Below are 19706 nucleotides of genomic sequence, written 5' to 3' on the forward strand. Positions count from 1 at the left end.
GTAAGGGGAAAGGGGCAGAAATGAAGACAGGCGGGATGCCTGCGGTGGGTGATTATAGCAGCAGCGAGGAGGCCGCCGCCAGAGGGCAAACAGTGGCTTATAATGAGGTTTTCAGCTCAGGATGCATGTGTAATGCAGGAGAGCGGTCTACTGGCGTGCGGCCTGTCTGGACAACAAGGTCGTTGTATCGTGCGTCCGTTTTACCGACAATAATGCGCAATTTGACTTAGAACGCGTTACAGACTGCCCTTTGGCAAAAAGTGCGGCTATGATGAGTAAGTTGCCGTTGCGATTGTGACGGCAACAAGGATTAACACGCGCCCTGCGGAATGGGGCGGGCATGAGAGACAGGAGTACAGGTGCCACGATTTTATGTTTATTGCATGGCGGGCTTATTGCTCGTCGCGCCCGCCTTTGGGGCGGCACCGGTTCGACTACAGCTTGAAGGGCTGACCGGCGAACTGCAAAAAAACGTCAGGGCACGCCTGTCGACCATCAGCAGCGACGAAGTCACCAACGATGGCCGTTTCCGCGCGCGTGTATCGGCCGCTATCAAAGAAGGGCTTCGCGCGCTCGGCTACTATGAGCCTGATATCGACTTTGAATCACGCCCTGCCCCTGCGCAAGGTGGCCGTCCGGTGCTCATCGCGCGCGTGACGCCTGGCCAGCCGGTAAAGATTGCCGGTAGTACGATCATTGTCACCGGTCAGGCGAAAAACGATGCGGACTATAAAAACTGGATCGCCCAGGGCCGCCCTAAAGTTGGCACAATCCTTAATCATGGTCAGTACGATAAATTCAAAAGTGGCTTTACCAACCTGGCGCTGCGCAACGGCTATTTCGATGGCGAATTTGAAAAAAGTCAGTTAGGCGTTTCCGTGGCGCGCCACGAAGCCTTTTGGGATATCGACTACAATAGCGGACCGCGTTACCGCTTCGGCGATGTCACCTTCCAGGGCTCACAGATCCGTGACGCCTATTTGCAAAATCTGGTGCCGTTTAAAAAGGGCGACTATTACAGTTCCCGTGATTTGGCTGAACTGAATCGCCGCCTGTCGGCGACGGGGTGGTTCCAGTCGGTGGTCGTCGCGCCGGAATTTAAAGAGGGACGCAAAACCAAAGTCCTGCCGTTAAATGCGGCCGTTTCCCCTCGGGCAAAAAATATTGTTGAAGCCGGTGTCGGGTATTCGACGGATGTCGGGCCGCGCCTGAAAGGCACCTGGAGAAAGCCCTGGGTTAACGACCGTGGCCACAGCATGATGGCCAGTGCCTATATTTCTGCGCCTGAGCAGCAGGTGGATCTCAGCTACAAAGTTCCGTTACTCAAAAGCCCGCTGGAGCAGTACTACACTTTTTCAGGCGGGCTCAAACGCACCGATCTGAACGACACCAAAGCGGATACCAGCACGCTGGCGGTATCGCGTAACTGGGACAGCAGCAGTGGCTGGCAAAGGGCCGTCAATCTGCGCTGGAGCCTTGACCACTTTACCCAGGGGAATGTCACCAATACCACGATGTTGCTTTATCCCGGCGTCAGTCTGAACCGCACGCGCTCACGCGGTGGCCTGATGCCGACCTGGGGCGACTCGCAGCGTTATTCTGTCGATGTGTCCGATACCACCTGGGGATCGGATGTCGATTTCCTGATCCTGCAGGCGCAAAACGTCTGGATTCGTACGCTGGGCGAAAAGAACCGCTTTATTGCACGCGGCACGGTGGGATGGATTGAAACCAACGACTTCGATAAGGTGCCGCCGGATCTGCGCTTCTTCGCCGGGGGGGACCGCAGTATTCGTGGCTATAAGTACAAAAACGTCTCGCCGCGTGACAGTGATGGCAAACTGACCGGAGCCTCAAAAATGGCCACCGGTTCACTGGAATACCAGTACAACGTCAGCGGAAAATGGTGGGGTGCGGTGTTTGTTGACGCCGGTGAGGCCGTCAATGATATCAGCCAAAGCGATATTAAAACCGGTGCCGGTATCGGCGTGCGCTGGGCATCGCCTGTGGGGCCCATTAAGTTTGATATTGCGCGTCCCATTGGCGACAGGGAGGAGCACGGTTTGCAATTTTACGTAGGATTGGGGCCTGAACTATGAAGCGCTGGAAAAAGGTCCTGACTGGCTTTCTGATTTTTTTGGTCTTGTTGTTGGCTGGCGTGGCATTTTTGATTGGTACGACGCCGGGCCTGCATTTAGTGTTAAACGGCGCGTCGCGCTGGGTACCGGGATTATCCATCAACAAAGTGGATGGCGGCTGGCGTAATCTTACGCTCAGCGGTCTACGTTACGACATGCCGGGCGTCAGCGTTAACGCGGGCAATATCCATCTGGCGGTAAATCTCAATTGCCTGCTGCACTCGTCGGTCTGCGTCGATGATCTGACGCTAAAAGATATCAGTGTGGTCGTCGACAGTAAAAAGATGACGCCGTCGGCGGCGGCACCCGAAGACGATAACAGCGCGACCAATCTCAGTACGCCGTACCCCATCAGCCTGCGCCACGTCGGGCTGCATAACATCAGTGTGAAAGTCGATGATACCGCGATTTCGCTGGTGGATTTTTCCACCGGATTACACTGGCAGGCGCGGGCGTTAACGCTGAATCCTACCCACATTCAAAGCCTGTTAATTGCGCTGCCTAAAGCGGCAGCGGTCGCGAAGGAGCAGGTGGTCGATCCGAAAGTACAGCAGCCGCAGCCAAACGAGAAGCCGCTGGGCGAAACGCTGCAGGCGATGTTTGCCAAACCCCTGCTACCGACACTGCCGGACTTCCAGTTACCGCTGGATATCGATGTTCAGGACATCGTGGGCGAACAACTGCGCATTACCGGCGATACGGATATCGTTGTGAATCAGCTGCGTGTGAAGGCCAAAACGCTTGACCGCCATATACAACTGCAAACGCTGGACGTGGACTCAAACCTCGGCAGGCTCAACGGCAGCGGCCAGGCCACGCTCGCAGACAACTGGCCCGTTGATTTTGCCCTGAATGGCGATGTGAATGTTGATCCGGTTAAAGGGGAAAAGCTGAGTCTGACCTTACAGGGCGCGATGCGTGACGAGCTGAAGCTGGCGCTCAACCTCTCTGGCCCGGTCAGGGCGCAGCTGGATGCCCGCGCTCAGCCTGCTGTTGCCGGTCTTCCGCTGGCATTAACCCTGACCAGTCCGCAACTGCGCTGGCCGCTCACCGGAGCGGTTCAGTACCAGGCGGACAATCTCGACTATCAGTTCAAAGGCAAGGCGACCGACTACGTGATGTCGCTGCGCACGGCGGTGAAAGGCGAAGCGGTGCCGCCTGCCACGATTACGCTGGACGGTAAAGGGAATAGTGAACAGTTCAGCCTGGACAAGCTGCGTGTGGCAGCGTTACAGGGCACTATCGATCTGACGGCGCTGGTGGACTGGAGCAAAGCCATCAGCTGGCGCAGTGAACTGACGCTGGCGGGCATCAATACCGCCCGCCAGTATCCGGACTGGCCAGCCAGACTGGAGGGTAAAATCACTACGCGCGGCAGCCTGTATGGCGGCAGCTGGCAGCTGAGTGTGCCGCAACTGATGTTGAAGGGTAACGTCAAACAGAACGCGGTCAGTGCGGACGGAACATTACGGGGCAACAGCTACAACCAGTGGGATATTCCGGGTATTAAGATTGCGCTGGGCCGCAATCATCTGGATATCAAAGGCAGTCTGGGCGAAACGCTGAACCTGGATGCCAACGTGGATGCCCCCCATCTTGATAACGCATTGCCGGGGCTGGGCGGTGTGGTCAAAGGGGATATCAAAGCCCGCGGATCGCTGAAAGCCCCTCAACTGCTGGCGGATCTGACGGCCACTGGCTTACGTTGGCAGCAACTGCTGGTCCGGCGCGTAACGCTGAAAAGCGATGTACGCTCCAGCGACCAGATCGCCGGTAAGCTGCAGTTGCGCGTTGAACAACTGAAGCAGGATGCGCTTAACATTAATCTGTTGACGCTCAATGCTGATGGCGACGAAAAGCAGCATCAGCTTAAACTTAACGTGCAGGGCGAGCCGGTATCGGGTCAGCTCGCGCTGAACGGTAGCTTTGACCGCCAGACGGAGACATGGAAAGGCAGCCTGAACAATACGCGTTTTAATACGCCCGTCGGGGAATGGCGTCTGACGCGCGCTATGGCGATCGACTATGTTAATCAGAAGCAGACTGCGTCAATCGGCCCGCACTGCTGGCAAAACCCCAACGCGCAGCTTTGTGTGCCAGAACCGGTTGAAGCCGGCCCCAGCGGTCACGCTCATGTGGTATTAAACCGCTTCGATCTGGCGATGCTAAAACCCTTCCTGACTGACCAGACCCAACTGAGCGGCGTGTTCAGCGGTGATGCCCGCGTTAACTGGACGGCGGATGGCAAACTGCCCGTCGGCACGCTGGCGCTGAAGAGTAATAATGTGAAAGTCGCGCAGGATGTGCAGGGCAATACGCTGCCCATCGCGTTTAACACAATTAATGTTAATGCGGCACTGCGGGACGGACGTGCACAGCTCGACTGGCTGATTCGCCTCGTCAATAACGGCCAACTGGATGGCAATGTGCAGATTACCGATCCGCAACAGCGCCGTGAGCTGGGTGGCAATGTGAATATCCGCAATATCTCGCTGGCGATGATCAATCCCGCCTTAATGCAGGGCGAGAGCATCAAAGGCCTGCTGAACAGCGATCTGCGCCTGGGCGGCACAGTGCAGCAGCCGCAGCTTTTTGGGCAACTGGGTCTGAAAGATGTGAATGTGAAAGGCAACTTCATGCCGGTGGATCTGACCAGTGCCAGTCTGAACATGGTGTTTAACGGCATGAGTTCGACGCTGAATGGCCTGCTACAGACCGCACAGGGCAATATCAACCTGAGCGGCGATGCGGACTGGAGCCAACTGGATAACTGGCGTGCGCGCGTAGCCGCCAAAGGCAGCCGGGTCCGTGTCACGGTGCCGCCAATGGTGCGCATGGATGTGTCGCCGGATGTGGTATTTGAAGCCACGCCAGCCGCCTTTAATCTTGACGGGCGCGTCGATATTCCCTGGGCACGTATCACGGTACAGGAGGTTCCTGAGAGCGCAGTCGGCGTATCGTCTGATGAAGTTATGCTGGATAAAAACCTTAAACCGATTGCGCCTAAAACGGCCTCAATACCGATTAACAGTAACCTGACCATTCATGTTGGAAACGACGTGCGTCTGTCGGCCTTTGGACTGAAAGCCCGTCTGAATGGCGATCTGAAAATGGTCCAGGATAAATCAGGACTGGGACTCAACGGACAGATCAATATTCCATCCGGCCGTTTCCATGCTTACGGTCAGGACTTGATCGTGCGTAAAGGCGAGCTGCAGTTTGCGGGCCCGCCAGACCAGCCTTATCTCAACCTGGAAGCGATTCGTAATCCGGATGCGACCGAGGATGGCGTAACGGCAGGATTGCGCGTTACGGGGCTGGCGGATGAACCGAAAGTGGAAGTGTTCTCCGATCCGGCGATGTCACAGCAGGAGGCCCTTTCTTACCTGTTACGCGGTCAGGGACTGAATAGCGACGGCGACAGTAACGCGTTAACGTCAGCGTTAGTCGGCTTAGGGGTTGCACAAAGTGGGCAGGTTGTGGGTAAAATCGGCGAGACATTCGGTGTCAGTAATCTTGCCCTTGATACGACCGGCGTTGGCGACAGTCAGCAGGTACAGGTCAGTGGCTATGTGTTGCCGGGTCTACAAGTAAAATACGGGGTTGGCATCTTTGATTCACTGGCAACGTTAACCTTACGTTACCGACTGATGCCCAAACTCTATTTGGAAGCCGTGTCCGGTGTGGATCAGGCTCTTGATTTGCTCTATCAGTTTGAGTTTTAGTAATGCGAATAATTGTCTATGGCAGTTTACGGCGCAAACAGGGAAACAGTCACTGGATGACACATGCGCAATGGTTGGGTGATCACCAGATTGAGGGTTATGAACTCTACAGTCTGGGTCACTATCCTGGCGTGATCACGGGCGAAGGAACGGTATATTGCGAAGTCTACCGAATTGATGCCTCCATTCTCGCCGAGTTAGATGCGCTTCGGACCAAAGGTGGTGAGTACAAACGCCATCTGATTCAGACGCCGTTTGGTAGTGCGTGGCTTTATGTCTATCAGCGTTCGGTCGCGGGTCGCCAGCGTATCCAGAGTGGAGACTGGCTGAAGCGTGATGAGGCGTCGGAAGTCTGAATAAAAACACCGTCCAGTTGGACGGTGTTTTTTAACGGTTTACCCCAGGTAAACCTGCGTTAGCCGGGCAGAATTACTTCTTCGCCGCACGCTCAAAAGACGAGACGATCTCGGCTTTGGCTGCTTCGGCGTTATCCCAGCCGTCAACCTTAACCCATTTGCCTTTTTCCAGATCTTTGTAGTGCTCAAAGAAGTGGGTGATCTGCGCACGCAGCAGTTCTGGCAGGTCGTTCACATCTTTGATGTGATCGTACTCTTTGGTGAGTTTGGTGTGCGGGACAGCAACCAGTTTGGCATCTTCGCCAGACTCGTCGGTCATTTTTAACACGCCAACCGGACGGCAGCGGATCACTGAGCCGGGCTCCAGTGGGTACGGTGTTGGAACCAGTACGTCTACCGGGTCACCATCCAGCGACAGCGTATTGTTGATGTAACCATAGTTGCATGGATAGAACATTGCCGTAGACATAAAGCGATCCACAAACAGGGCTCCAGAATCTTTATCAACTTCATATTTGATCGGATCGGCATTCGCCGGGATCTCAATAATTACGTAGATATCTTCTGGCAGGTCTTTACCTGCTGGCACCTGGTTCAAACTCATCGGGTATTCCTTCAGTCGTCGTATGTTGAGTGTCGGCTATTATAGCCAACTGACTGTGAAAGTACGCCCCCTTTTTGGCGTTTCAGAATGCTCCTCAACGCTATTTGGCTGTGACAAACAGGGATACAATGCCCGCAGCAATCAGTGGCCCTACCGGAACGCCACGGAAAAACGCCACGCCGATTACTGTTCCTATCAGCAATCCGCCAATGACTGAAGGCTGTACACTCATAAAACTCACGCCGCGCCCGCCCAGCCAGGCCACGAAAATGCCTACCAGGATTGCGACAATCGACTGCCAGTTGGCAAAGGATTTCAGCAGGGATGACGCAGGCAGCGAACCACTGGCCAGCGGGGCCATTACGGCTACGGTAAGGATAATAATGCCCACTGTAATGCCCTGTTTTTCCACATAAGGAAAGAATTGCGACAGCGGTGTCATTTTGATGATCAGCAGGATCAGAATGGACAGAGTCACGGCGGTGTTGTGGACGAAGTAACTCAGTACAGCAAGGCAGATCAAGATCAGCGTGGAGGCGTAAGCAACCATAGTTTTTCCCTGAAAATGAATGAAGACAGTTATGACTGACTTTAAAGGGTTACATTAATCAACAATCGTTGGGGTTCGCGCAACTGCCAGTGGCTAAAGATTGCAGTTGTAGGGTTTGATTGCGGACCAGCGCGGTGCTCTGGGTGGCCAGCGCAACGGGGCCGAGAGTGCCCTGCGTGTTGAGTTGGCTGCGGCTCACCGCTAACCAGGCTTCCCGGTAACGCAGCCAGGCGCGCTGGGCGATACGCAGTTTCTCTCTGGGTTCTCCGCTTAATTTTTTCATCAATGCACTGTACTGCGCGTTCATTTCCGCGTCCCATTGCTGGGTTGCCGTATCCTGACATTGCATCAAGGCCAGCGTGGTATCGGCTTGATTAAGGCATTGATTTAACGTGACATCAATCGTGGACTGCTCAGCCACTGCGAGCTTACAACTCAAGAGTGCTACCAACATTACCCTTTTTTTCATCGATTTCCCCTTTGTTTCCTTAACAAAATACCTTCAATTCCATTAACAGGTTAGCGGCAAGCACGGGATTAATCATTCACAGGCGTTAAAGTTTGCGAATCCCGATGCCGATACTTTCTCCGTTTAAGGGTTGTCGAAATTATTTCGCCTTTTACTACTCATACGGAAACGATCAAGATGAAACAGTTATCACTACGCACGGGGTTGCTGGCGTTGCTGGCATTCATGACACTGCTGTTGTTGGCGGTGAGTGTGATGGGCATTGTGGCAATCAACAAGGGCAACCGCTCGCTGGATGTGATTAACCGCATTCAGGGGATTGAGTTAAACAGTCTGTATCGCAGTAACGCCGATTTAATGCGCGCGCGTGCCAGTGCTGCGCTTGCAGTACGCAAGATTGAGATTGGTTTACTGGATGAGGGCGCGCAGGTCACCAAAACGGCGCAGGCCGATGTCGAGTCCTCTCAGCGCAACTTAAAACGTTTTGTGGATGCCGGAACCGTGACGGCGGAAGGCAAAATCATGGCTGATGCCATTGCATCAAGCTATAAGGATTACCTTGATCAGGGCATCCTGCCGATGATGAAGGCGCTCGACAAACAGTATAACGATGAATATTACCAACTGCTGGAAGGTAAACTGGAGCCTTTATCCGCGAAGTACACCAAAGCGGTAGAGACCTTTGGCGCGAAAGCCGACGAAATTACCCAGGCACAGTTAGTTGAAGCTCAGCGCAATGAAATCATGATGAAAGTGCTGATCGCCGTGGCGGTGGGGCTCTCCGTGCTGCTGCTGGTACTGGCCTGGGTGCTGCTGCGCCGCATGTTACTGACGCCGTTGAACAATGCGATTATTCACCTTGAGCAGGTGGCGGCGGGCGATCTGTCTCAACCGTTGCCGCTGGCGGGCAACAACGAACTGGGTCGTCTTAACAATGCGCTGGCGGGCATGCAGCAGGCTCTGCGTGACTCGGTGAATAAGGTGCGTGAGGCCGGGCTGAAAATCGACAGCGGCAGCCGCGAGCTGGCGGCGGGCAACGTTCACCTTTCTCAACGTACCGAAGAATCCGCCACGTCGCTGGAGCAAACGGCGGCCAGTATGGAACAGTTGACCGCAACGGTTCGTCTGAACGCCAGTAACGCGCAGCAGGCTCACCAGTTGGCGAATGCTGTTTCTGACAGTGCCGATCGCGGGGCGGAAGTGGTGAACTACGTGATGGAAAAAATGCGTGAGATCACCGAGAGCGCCAATCGCATCGGCGATATTCTGAGCGTGATCGACGGCATTGCCTTCCAGACCAACATTCTGGCGTTAAACGCCGCCGTGGAAGCGGCACGTGCCGGTGAACAGGGGCGCGGTTTTGCCGTCGTCGCGAATGAGGTGCGCACCCTGGCGCAGCGCAGTGCCAGCGCGGCGAAAGAGATTCGCACGCTGATCAGCGATTCACAAACGCGGGTGAAAGAGGGCAGTGAAATGGCCACGCGTGCAGGCGAAACCATGGATGACATCGCTGGTGAAGTCATGCGCGTGACGGCACTGATGAAAGAGATTTCGATGGCTTCAGAAGAGCAAAGTCGGGGCATCGATCAGGTCAACCATGCGGTGACGCAGATGGATGAAGCGGCGCAGCAGAACGCGGCGCTGGTGGAGCAGGCCACCGCCGCCACGCATTCACTGGAGGCGCAGTCAGAGCAGTTGCAGGCTGCTATGGCGCTGTTCCGGCTTCAGCAGGCATAAGACAAAATAAGGGCGCGACACCCGCGCCCTTTATGTTTAGCCCTGACGACACTCCGGGAACTCTGCCAGGAAGCGCTCTACGTCATCCACCATGGCGGTGTTGCCACAGTAGAACGGGCAGCGCTGATGCAGCGTTACCGGGGGGATATCCAGAATACGGTTTTGCCCGTCGCTGGCTTTACCGCCCGCCTGCTCGGCCAGGAAGGCCATGGGGTTGCACTCATACAGCAGGCGCAGTTTACCCTTCGGATGGCTGGCCGTGCTGGGGTAAAGGTAGATGCCGCCTTTCAGCAGGTTACGATGGAAATCCGCCACCAGTGAACCGATGTAGCGTGAGGTGTAAGGACGGTGCGTTGCCACATCCTCTTCCTGACAGAATTTCAGGTATTTTTTCACGCCCTGCGGGAAACGAATGTAGTTACCTTCGTTAATGGAATAGGTGTAGCCCACTTCCGGATACGTCATCCGTTCGTGACTGAGGCAGAACACGCCCAGTGACGGATCGTAGGTAAACGCGTGCACACCACAACCGGTGGTGTAAACCATCATGGTAGACGAACCGTAAACCACATAACCGGCCGCGACCTGTTTGTTGCCCGGCTGCATGAAGTCCGCTTCGACGACCGGTGTGCCGGGTTCACTGACGCGACGATAGATTGAGAAAATGGTGCCGACAGAGACGTTAACGTCGATGTTTGATGATCCATCCAGCGGATCCATCAAGACCACGTACTTGCCGTTTTCCTCGCCCTCAAAGATGACAAATTCGTCCTCTTCTTCAGAAGCGATACCGGCAACGATACCGCGCGCTTTCAGTGCGGCTTTGAGTTTTTCGTTGGCGAACAGATCCAGTTTCATCTGCTGTTCACCCTGAACATTCTCGACGCCGCTGGCCCCCAGGATATCCACTAAACCGGCTTTGTTAATATCGCGGTGGATAATTTTGGCACCCAGCTTAATCGCTGAGATAAGCGCCGTCAGTTCACCTGTAGCGTGCGGAAAGTCGTGTTGCTTCTCGACGATAAATTCGCCCAACGTTTTCATAACACATTCCCTGAATCATCGATGGAGTGGCAGCGGCATACTTCACTGCCGACGGATGCGTACGCAGTTTAGCCGATTGAACTTCAAAAACCATAGTCCTAATCCGTTTCTTCCGCTCGCAACCGAGGTTACACTGTGCGCCGAACTTTTGAGTTATGGACGTTTTTATGCGCATTCACATCCTCGGGATATGTGGCACGTTTATGGGCGGGCTGGCGATGCTGGCACGCTCCCTTGGCCATCAGGTGACAGGCTCAGATGCCAATGTTTATCCGCCGATGAGCACCCTGCTGGAACAGCAAGGTATTGAATTAACAGAGGGTTATGACGCCAGTCAGCTTGATCCTCAACCAGACCTGGTCATCATCGGCAATGCCATGACGCGCGGTAATCCCTGTGTGGAAGCGGTTCTGGAACGCAACATTCCCTACCTTTCAGGTCCCCAATGGCTGCATGATTTCGTGCTGCGTGACCGGTGGGTGCTGGCCGTGGCCGGCACGCACGGTAAAACCACGACGGCAGGCATGGCAGCGTGGATTCTGGAGGCGTGTGGTCTGGAACCGGGCTTTATTATCGGCGGTGTACCCGGCAACTTCGATGTTTCAGCAAAATTAGGAAAAAGCCCATTCTTTGTGATTGAGGCTGACGAATATGACTGCGCGTTTTTCGATAAGCGCTCTAAATTCGTTCATTACTGCCCACGTACGCTGATTCTGAATAACCTGGAATTCGATCATGCGGATATTTTTGATGATCTGCGGGCGATCCAGAAACAGTTCCATCACCTGGTGCGCATCGTGCCGGGCCAGGGGAAGATCCTGCTGCCGGAGCACGATCATAACCTGAAGCAGGTAATGGCGATGGGCTGCTGGAGCGAGCAGGAACATGTCGGCGACGGCGGTCACTGGCAGGCGAAAAAACTGACGCCTGACGCCTCACACTGGGAAGTCTGGCTGGACGGCAACAAAGTGGGTGAAGTGAACTGGGCACTGGTCGGCGAACACAACATGCACAATGGTTTAATGGCCATTGCGGCAGCCCGTCATGTTGGCGTGAAACCCGAGGATGCCAGCCAGGCACTGGACAGCTTTATCAATGCCCGTCGTCGTCTGGAACTGCGCGGCGAGGTCAACGGCATCAAGATCTATGATGATTTTGCCCATCATCCGACCGCGATTCTTGCCACGCTGAGCGCGCTGCGCAGCAAAGTGGGCGGGACGGCGCGTATCCTGGCCGTGCTCGAACCGCGTTCAAACACCATGAAAATGGGCGTGAATAAAAATGAACTCGCCCCGTCACTGGCGCGTGCCGACGAAGTGTTTCTGTTCCAGCCGAGCCATATTCCCTGGCAGGTCGCGGATGTCGCAGAAGCCTGCATGCAGCCTGCGCACTGCAGCGCGGATATTGATGCGCTGGTAGAAACGATCGCCAAAACGGCGCAGCCGGGCGATTCCATCCTGGTAATGAGCAACGGGGGCTTTGGTGGGATTCATCAGAAGCTGCTGGATCGTCTGGCTCGTTAACCGGTAGCCGATCCTTTTCTCCCCGAACGAGGGGAGAGAAAACCCTGCGGCTGGGCACTGCTCAGCCGCACATCACCGCCAGGGTCAGACGGCTTCTGCTAATTCGCGCAGGTACTGAAAAATCTGACGGGCAGATTTTGGCGGTTTGTTACCCGCTTTTTCCTTCTGTGCATTACGAATCATGCTACGCAGTTGCTGACGATCGGCCTGAGGATAAAGGGCAAGCACGTCGGTCATCGCCTCATCGCCTTCTTCAATCAGGCGATCGCGCAGCATTTCCAGCTTGTGAAACAGCGCAACCTGCTGGTTATGGCGGTTTTTAAGCTTATCCAGTGCGGTACGAATCGGTTCAACGTCGATGCTGCGCAGCAGCTTACCAATTAACTGTAACTGACGGCGGCGGCCTTCTTTCTTAATACGCTGCGCCAGTTCAATCTCGGTACGCAAACGCTCATCCAGCGGAATTTTATCCAGCGAGTTTTTCCCCAGGTCGACCAGTTCGGCCCCCAGGCGTTTCAGCTCTTCAGCATCGCGTTTGATTTCGCTCTTACTAACCCAAATAATCTCTTCATCTTCTTCTTCGTGATTATCGGGCACATCATCGAGCCACTCTTCAGGCTGCTTAGTCATATCTGGCTCCAAAAAAAAGAGGCTAATCCTACCAGTTTATCGGGTGACTGCGAAATTGTTCTCTGACTCTGATAGACTCAAATTATTCAACCATAAGATTAGACGGCAGGTCGATGAACGTATCAACTCAAGTTGCAGAACAGCGAAAAGCACTGGAACAGGCAATTGCACAGGCGCTTGAACTGGCAAAAGCAAGTACGGATGGCGCGGAAGTCGCGGTGAGCAAGACCACCGGTATTGGTGTCAGTACCCGTTACGGCGAAGTGGAAAACGTCGAATTCAACAGTGATGGCGCACTGGGCATCACTGTTTACCACCAAAACCGTAAAGGCAGTGCGTCATCGACCGATCTCAGCCCGGATGCCATTAAACGAACCGTGCAGGCGGCGATTGATATCGCACGCTATACCTCGCCGGATCCCTTTGCCGGCCCGGCGGATGCCGAACTGCTGGCTTATGACGCACCGGATCTGGATCTCTACCATCCGTGGGAGATCGATGCCGATTATGCTATCCAGCTGGCGGCACAGGCAGAGCAGGCGGCACTGCAGGCAGACAAACGCATCACCAATACTGAAGGCGGTAGTTTTAACAGCCATGTCGGTATCAAAGTCTTTGGTAACAGCCACGGCATGCTGCAAAGCTACTGTTCCAGCCGTCATTCGCTGTCCAGCTGCGTCATTGCTGAGCAGGACGGCAATATGGAGCGTGATTATGCGTACACCATTGGCCGCGCCATTGGGGACTTAAAGAGCGCGGACTGGGTTGGGGCCGAGTGCGCTCGCCGGACGCTGTCGCGCCTGGCACCGCGTAAGCTCGACACCATGAAAGCGCCGGTCATTTTTGCGCCGGAAGTCGCGACCGGCCTGTTCGGCCATCTGGTCGGCGCCATCAGCGGCAGCAGCGTCTATCGTAAATCCACATTCTTACTGGATGCGATGGGCAAACAGATTCTGCCTGAATGGCTGACCATTCAGGAGCAGCCGCATCTGTTAAAAGGCCTGGCCTCCACGCCGTTTGACAGCGAAGGCGTACGTACACAGGCCCGCGACATCATTAAAGATGGCGTGCTGCAAACCTGGCTGATGACCAGCTATTCTGCGCGCAAGCTGGGCCTGACCAGCACCGGTCACGCGGGCGGCATTCATAACTGGCGCATCGCCGGTCAGGGGCACAGCTTCAACGACATGCTGAAGCAGATGGGCACCGGGCTGGTCGTGACCGAACTGATGGGACAGGGCGTCAGCGCCATCACGGGCGATTATTCGCGTGGCGCAGCCGGTTTCTGGGTGGAGAATGGCGAGATTCAGTATCCGGTAAGTGAAATTACGATTGCAGGTAACTTAGGCGATATGTGGCGGAACATTGTTACCGTAGGCGATGACATTGAAACCCGCAGCAATATTCAGTGTGGTTCTGTTCTGTTACCCGAAATGTATATTGCCGGACAGTAAAATCTCTTTTAAGTTGTGTAGGCGATAGCAAGCGGAGGGCATCGACCCTCCGCTTTTTTATAAGCAGCGTTTTCACAATAAAAAGGAAGCTGAGCATGCGTAAAGCGTTTATGTCGTTGTTAGCTGTTGCCTTGTTATCTGTTAATGTCACCGCCGGTGCGGCTTCTCTTGAGCACGATATGAAAGAGATGGCGGGTATTTACAAGTCGCTGGATGGGGCGAAAAGCGCCGATCAGCTGCACAAAATGTTAGGTGATTTGCGCGCCAAAGCCGAAGATGCCAAAAAAGGCACCCCGGACAAACTGGAAGGCAAAGCACCGGACAGCCCGGAAATGAAAGACTTTCACAAAGGCATGGATGATTTGATTGCCCAGATTGATAAAGCCGATGCACTGGCTAAGCAGGGCAAGCTGGATGAAGCGAAAGCAGAAGCGCAAAAACTGGCTGCTATCCGTAACGAAAACCACAAGAAGTTCCGCTAAACCCACGCTAACCCCGGCACTGCCGGGGTTAATTATTCCGCCCCCTCATCGCCACCCGGCTTAGCCAGGATCACTTCAACCTGATGGGTTTTCAGCAGGTTTTGCAGCGCCGTACCCGGCAGTTTATCGGTGAACAGGGCTGTCGCCTGCGCCACGCTGCCCATCTCCACCGCGGCCGAGGCCTGGAATTTAGTATGATCGGCGGCGAGCAATATATGACGCGAATGCGCCATCATCGTTTGTGCAACGTTGGCCTCATTGACGTCAAATTCCAGCAGCGCACCGTCACTCTCAATGGCGCCCATGCTGGTGACGAGATAATCCGCCCGGAAACTGGCCACAAAAGCCGTGGTCACCGGACCAATAATGCCACCATTGTGTGGGCGCAACGTGCCGCCGGGCACCATGACTTCAAACTGGGGGCATTTATACAGAATATGTGCCACCCGCAGGCTGTTGGTGATAACCCGCAGATGCTTATGGTTCATCAGGGCGCGGGCCACATGCTCCACGGTGGTGCCAATCGTAATAAACACCGTGGAACCATCAGGAATGTAGTCAGCGATGGCGTCAGCGATAGATCGTTTTTCATCGGTTTGTGAGACTTCGCGCTGTTCAAAGGCGGTATTGACCACGCTGGATGCGCGGCCTGCGCCGCCATGATGACGGGTAATCAATCCCTGTTCGCTGAGTTTGCGAATGTCGCGGCGTACTGTTTGCGTCGACACATCCAGTAGCACCGCAAGTTCATCAATATTCATGTAGCCACGTTCGGCGATCAGGCTGAGTAAACGATCGTGGCGAGGATTACCGGTTACGTCCGTGAGGATCATGAGCTGCTCTCTGAAGACCACTTTGGCTGTCAGTTTAACCATTAACTGACATAAAAGAACAGGTTTGCTCATAATCGGGAATACCGGCCCGGCCACCCGGGCGCGTACATTTTAAGGCCGCGACAGCGCTGGCAAAGCGCACCGCTTCCGCCACGGCGGGCTTTTGGGCCAGCCTGAATGCCAGTGCGCCATGAAAAACATCGCCGGCACCGGTCGTGTCGACCACCCTGACATGAAAAGCTGGCTGATGCTGTAATCTGCCCGCATCAAGCCAGAGGCAACCCTGAACGCCTTGTGTCACATAGACATGTCCCTTTGTGAGCATTTGTGCTTTTTTCAGCGCACTGGCGTCACTTTCCATACCGGTCAGGCGCTTCAAACCGGGTGCGGAAAACGCCGCGTGGTCGCTCAGCGTTACCAGTTCAGCAATGTTTTGTGGCGTCACATCGCCATCCAGAATGGTGGGAACGCCGGACCTGCGTGCCAGCGTAAAGGCGCATTTTGCGCCCTGATGCCAGCGGACATCCGCCAGCACGGCATCCCACTGAGAAAAATCGATTTCCGCTAGCCAGTCGGCCTCGTCGGGTAAATCCGGGCTGGGATAGTTGGCGATGATACGTTCGCCTTCAGCATCCACAAGAATGGCAGATTGCGAGGAGCGGGCAGCGTTAAAAATCTTTGTATAACGTGTATTTACGCCGTAACTGTTTAACTCGGACAGCAGCCTTTTCCCGGTGTCATCGTCCCCGACCCGGCCAATAAAATCTACCTGCGCACCCAACTTTGCAGCCGCGACGGCTGCCGTGGCCGCCGGGCCACCGCCGACTTCCCGATAGTTGCTGGCGACATATTTTCCGCCCTGATGCGGTAACGTTTCCAGGTACCAGATGCGATCCAGTACGGTGATCCCTACACAAGCTATGCGCGTCATCACTCTTCCTCAGACATTTTCTCGTGCTGTCATTTTAATTTCATCAAATGTTTTAAAAGTGACACCTGTCAATTTTTTGACCATAAATTACAAATATGATCCGAAAAAGACAGTAAAAATCATATTTAGGACAAAATGTGACATCCATCGGGTTTGGGAGAGCCGTATGGCGGAAGTAGCGTTTATTGGACTGGGGCAAATGGGGGCGCCGATGGCGAGCAATCTGCTTAAGCAGGGCCATCAGCTCAGGGTGTTTGACGTCAATCCCGAGGCGGTTGCCAGGTTAGTGGAAAAAGGCGCACAGGCTGCCCGTTCTCCAGCCGAGGCCGCCGAAGGGGCTGAATTCGTTATCACCATGCTGCCCAATGGCGATTTGGTGCGCGCTGTCCTGTCTGGTGATCAGGGCGTCTGTACCACGCTGTCGCCTTCGGCACTGGTGATCGATATGTCGACGATCCATCCGCTACAGACCGACCAGATGATTAACGAGATGCGGGCGAGCGGCTTCAGCATGATGGACGTGCCGGTTGGGCGTACATCCGATCATGCTATCGCCGGCACGCTGTTGCTGCTGGCCGGCGGAACACTGCAACAGATTGAGCGGGCAAAACCGCTGCTGTTGGCCATGGGAAATGAGGTGGTGGTGGCTGGCGGACCGGGCATGGGGATTCGCGTCAAGCTGATTAATAACTACATGAGTATCGCCCTGAATGCGCTCTCTGCAGAGGCGGCGGTGCTGTGTGAAGGGCTGGGGCTGCCGCTGGAAGTTGCGCTACAGGTCATGAACGGCACGCCAGCAGGGAAGGGGCACTTCACCACGACCTGGCCAAATAAGGTGCTGAAAGGCGACCTGTCACCGGCCTTTATGATCGATCTGGCTCATAAAGACCTGGGCATCGCGCTGGATGTGGCTAACCAGCTGCATGTGCCCATGCCGCTCGGGGCCGCCTCACGTGAGGTTTACAGCCAGGCGCGCGCCGCCGGACGCGGACGTCAGGACTGGACCGCCCTTCTCGAACACGTGCGCGCCAGCGCAGGCCTCTCACCTTCGACAACCCCTTGTGACGCTTAATCAGAGGAAAGCACATGACTCATTACACCCTTAAAGACATCGCCCGGCCATCAGGTGGTTTCGCCATGCTGGCTGTGGATCAGCGTGAAGCGATGCGGCTGATGTTTGCCGCCGCGGGTGCGCCACAGCCGGTCAGCGATCGGGTTCTGACCGAATTCAAAGTGAATGCCGCCAGCGTGTTATCGCCTTATGCCTCCGCCATCCTGGTGGATCAGCAATTTTGCTTTCGGCAGATTGTGGAGCAGCGGGCTGTGTCGCCCGGTTGCGGCATCATTGTCGCGGCGGATGCGTTTATCCCTGGCAACGGCATGCCGGTTGACAGTGTGGAGATTGATCACCGCGTCGATCCTCAGGCCGTCAAGCGTGACGGGGCAAAGGCGCTCAAGCTGCTGGTGCTGTGGCGCAGCGATGAAGACGCACAGCAGCGGCTCGATATGGTGAATACCTTCACTGCGCGCTGTCACCGCCATGGTCTGCTCAGCATTATCGAACCCGTTGTCAGACCGCCGCGCCGGGGCGATCGCTTCGATCGCGAGCAGGCGATCCTCGCTGCAGCGAAGGAACTGGGTAACAGCGGAGCGGATCTTTATAAGGTGGAAATGCCGCTGCATGGCAAAGGTTCACAAGCCGACCTGCTGACGGCCGCGCAGAAACTTAACGATTTGATCACGATGCCGTGGGTCATCCTCTCCTCTGGCATTGACGAAAAATTATTCCCACGAGCCGTCAGAGTCGCCATGCAGGCGGGTGCCTCCGGATTCCTGGCGGGCCGCGCAGTCTGGTCTTCGGTTATTGGTTTGCCCGATACCGACCTGATGCTGCGGGATATCTCTGTTCCCAGACTGCAACGGCTGGGCGAGATCGTAGATGAAATGATGGCGAAACGTTAATAGGGAGAAGCAGATGAAATGGTTTAACACCTTAAGCCACAATCGCTGGCTCGAACAGGAAACCGATCGGATTTTCAGTTTTGGCAAGCATGCGGCGGTGCCAACCGGATTTGGCTGGCTGGGTAATAACGGTCAGGTCAAACCCGATAAGGGAACGCACCTGTGGATCACCGCCCGCATGTTGCACGTCTATGCGGTGGCGGCCTCAATGGGGCGGCCCGGGGCTTATCAACTGGTTGAACATGGTATCAATGCGTTAAACGGTGCGCTTCGCGATAAAAAATATGGCGGCTGGTACGCCTGCGTCAACGATGAAGGCGTTCTCGATGCCTCCAAGCAGGGCTACCAGCATTTTTTTGTATTGCTGGGCGCCGCCAGCGCCGTTACCACCGGTCATCCGGCGGCACGTCCATTGCTGGATGAGGCGATCAAGGTCATTGAACGTTACTTCTGGAGTGAAGACGAGCAGATGTGCCTGGAATCCTGGGACGAGGCATTCAGCAAGACCGAAGACTACCGGGGAGGGAACGCCAATATGCACGCCGTTGAAGCGTTCCTGATCGTGTATGACGTCACGCACGATAAGAAATGGCTGGATCGCGCGCTGCGCGTCACGTCCGTAATCATCCATGATGTCGCGCGTCAAAATAATTACCGCGTGAATGAACACTTTGACACGCACTGGACGCCACTGCGCGATTACAACAAAGACAACCCTGCCCACCGCTTCCGTGCTTATGGTGGCACGCCCGGCCACTGGATTGAGTGGGGGCGACTGATGCTGCATCTGCACGCCGCGCTTGAAGCGCGCTTTGAAACCCCACCGGCCTGGTTAGTGGAAGATGCCAAAGGGTTATTTCACGCCACCCTGCGTGATGCCTGGGCGCCCGATGGCGCAGACGGTTTCGTTTATACCGTGGACTGGGACGGCAAGCCCGTGGTGCGCGAGCGGGTACGCTGGCCTATCGTCGAAGCGATGGGAACCGCCTATGCGCTGTATACCGTCACCGGTGAGGCGCAATACGAAGCCTGGTATCAGAAGTGGTGGGACTACTGCATGACCTACCTGATGGACTTCGAAAACGGTTCCTGGTGGCAGGAACTGGATTGCGAAAACAAGGTGACGACCAAAGTCTGGGACGGCAAACAGGATATCTATCACCTGCTGCATTGCCTGGTCATCCCACGCCTTCCGCTGGCACCGGGCCTGGCTCCCGCTGTCGCCGCCGGATTACTGGACTGTAACGCAAAATAATTCCAAAACAGAC

At 55.2% G+C, this 19706-nt stretch carries 17 protein-coding genes; 10 read left to right on the plus strand and 7 right to left on the minus strand.

What is annotated here, in order from left to right:
• Window positions 1-383 precede the first annotated feature (383 nt).
• From C7434_RS14225 to C7434_RS14235, 3 genes are read left to right on the plus strand one after another with little or no spacing between them, the layout of a single operon-like run.
• Complete coding sequence (locus tag C7434_RS14225) at window positions 384-2099, plus strand: autotransporter assembly complex family protein (protein ID WP_172677636.1); 1716 nt, start codon at window positions 384-386, stop codon at window positions 2097-2099.
• On the plus strand, window positions 2096-5863 hold the full coding sequence (locus C7434_RS14230) for a translocation/assembly module TamB domain-containing protein (protein WP_133745564.1): 3768 nt from the start codon (window positions 2096-2098) through the stop codon (window positions 5861-5863). The genes C7434_RS14225 and C7434_RS14230 overlap by 4 nt, the downstream gene beginning before the upstream one ends.
• A 2-nt stretch (window positions 5864-5865) precedes the next feature.
• Window positions 5866-6219 carry a gamma-glutamylcyclotransferase gene (locus C7434_RS14235; RefSeq protein WP_006118351.1) on the plus strand — a complete coding sequence of 118 codons (354 nt, stop codon included), beginning with the start codon at window positions 5866-5868 and terminating at the stop codon, window positions 6217-6219.
• A 73-nt stretch (window positions 6220-6292) separates the two neighbouring features.
• Here C7434_RS14235 and ppa read toward each other — a convergent pair whose 3' ends face one another.
• From ppa to C7434_RS14250, 3 genes are all read right to left on the minus strand, one after another.
• On the minus strand, window positions 6293-6823 hold the full coding sequence (gene ppa, locus C7434_RS14240) for an inorganic diphosphatase (RefSeq protein ID WP_006118350.1): 531 nt from the start codon (window positions 6821-6823) through the stop codon (window positions 6293-6295).
• A 100-nt stretch (window positions 6824-6923) separates the two neighbouring features.
• Window positions 6924-7373: a DUF441 domain-containing protein gene (locus C7434_RS14245; RefSeq protein WP_039341815.1), complete on the minus strand. Its 450-nt coding sequence runs from the start codon at window positions 7371-7373 to the stop codon at window positions 6924-6926.
• A gap of 58 nt (window positions 7374-7431) precedes the next feature.
• Window positions 7432-7842: a lysozyme inhibitor LprI family protein gene (locus C7434_RS14250; protein ID WP_133745565.1), complete on the minus strand. Its 411-nt coding sequence runs from the start codon at window positions 7840-7842 to the stop codon at window positions 7432-7434.
• Between the two features lie 177 nt (window positions 7843-8019).
• On the opposite strand from C7434_RS14250, the gene C7434_RS14255 reads away from it, so the two are divergent.
• Window positions 8020-9579, plus strand: coding sequence for a methyl-accepting chemotaxis protein (locus C7434_RS14255; RefSeq protein WP_133745566.1), 1560 nt, complete (start codon window positions 8020-8022; stop codon window positions 9577-9579).
• A gap of 36 nt (window positions 9580-9615) precedes the next feature.
• On the opposite strand, the gene fbp is transcribed toward C7434_RS14255, so the two are convergent.
• Window positions 9616-10623 (minus strand): class 1 fructose-bisphosphatase, encoded by a 1008-nt coding sequence (fbp, locus tag C7434_RS14260; RefSeq protein WP_006118345.1) that lies wholly within the window; start codon window positions 10621-10623, stop codon window positions 9616-9618.
• Window positions 10624-10790: 167 nt separating this feature from the next.
• Here fbp and mpl point away from each other — a divergent pair, with 167 nt between their 5' ends.
• Window positions 10791-12146: a UDP-N-acetylmuramate:L-alanyl-gamma-D-glutamyl-meso-diaminopimelate ligase gene (mpl, locus tag C7434_RS14265; protein ID WP_033740016.1), complete on the plus strand. Its 1356-nt coding sequence runs from the start codon at window positions 10791-10793 to the stop codon at window positions 12144-12146.
• Between the two features lie 84 nt (window positions 12147-12230).
• Here mpl and yjgA read toward each other — a convergent pair whose 3' ends face one another.
• Window positions 12231-12776: a ribosome biogenesis factor YjgA gene (gene yjgA, locus C7434_RS14270; protein WP_033740015.1), complete on the minus strand. Its 546-nt coding sequence runs from the start codon at window positions 12774-12776 to the stop codon at window positions 12231-12233.
• 113 nt (window positions 12777-12889) lie between these two features.
• Between yjgA and pmbA the strand changes: the two genes are divergently transcribed.
• Both pmbA and cybC read left to right on the plus strand, forming a co-directional pair.
• Window positions 12890-14230 carry a metalloprotease PmbA gene (gene pmbA, locus C7434_RS14275; RefSeq protein WP_033740014.1) on the plus strand — a complete coding sequence of 447 codons (1341 nt, stop codon included), beginning with the start codon at window positions 12890-12892 and terminating at the stop codon, window positions 14228-14230.
• Window positions 14231-14325: 95 nt separating this feature from the next.
• Window positions 14326-14712, plus strand: coding sequence for a cytochrome b562 (gene cybC / locus C7434_RS14280; RefSeq protein WP_006118342.1), 387 nt, complete (start codon window positions 14326-14328; stop codon window positions 14710-14712).
• Window positions 14713-14744: 32 nt separating this feature from the next.
• Here the strand turns inward: cybC and C7434_RS14285 are convergent, their stop codons facing one another.
• Together C7434_RS14285 and C7434_RS14290 are read right to left on the minus strand one after the other, a co-directional pair.
• The gene (locus tag C7434_RS14285) at window positions 14745-15545 is read right to left on the minus strand and encodes a DeoR/GlpR family DNA-binding transcription regulator (RefSeq protein ID WP_133745666.1); all 801 of its coding nucleotides are present in this window, start codon (window positions 15543-15545) and stop codon (window positions 14745-14747) included.
• A gap of 34 nt (window positions 15546-15579) precedes the next feature.
• Window positions 15580-16476, minus strand: coding sequence for a sugar kinase (locus tag C7434_RS14290; protein ID WP_033740013.1), 897 nt, complete (start codon window positions 16474-16476; stop codon window positions 15580-15582).
• Between the two features lie 166 nt (window positions 16477-16642).
• Here C7434_RS14290 and yihU point away from each other — a divergent pair, with 166 nt between their 5' ends.
• The 3 genes from yihU to yihS are packed head-to-tail and all read left to right on the plus strand — an operon-like array spanning window position 16643 to window position 19693.
• Window positions 16643-17548 carry a sulfolactaldehyde 3-reductase gene (yihU, locus tag C7434_RS14295; RefSeq protein ID WP_039342326.1) on the plus strand — a complete coding sequence of 302 codons (906 nt, stop codon included), beginning with the start codon at window positions 16643-16645 and terminating at the stop codon, window positions 17546-17548.
• Between the two features lie 14 nt (window positions 17549-17562).
• The gene (gene yihT, locus C7434_RS14300; protein ID WP_033740012.1) at window positions 17563-18438 is read left to right on the plus strand and encodes a sulfofructosephosphate aldolase; all 876 of its coding nucleotides are present in this window, start codon (window positions 17563-17565) and stop codon (window positions 18436-18438) included.
• 13 nt (window positions 18439-18451) lie between these two features.
• Window positions 18452-19693, plus strand: coding sequence for a sulfoquinovose isomerase (gene yihS, locus C7434_RS14305; protein WP_033740011.1), 1242 nt, complete (start codon window positions 18452-18454; stop codon window positions 19691-19693).
• Window positions 19694-19706 lie beyond the last annotated feature (13 nt).

The sequence above is a fragment of the Pantoea sp. PNA 14-12 genome (assembly GCF_004364735.1).
GTDB lineage: Bacteria > Pseudomonadota > Gammaproteobacteria > Enterobacterales > Enterobacteriaceae > Pantoea > Pantoea stewartii.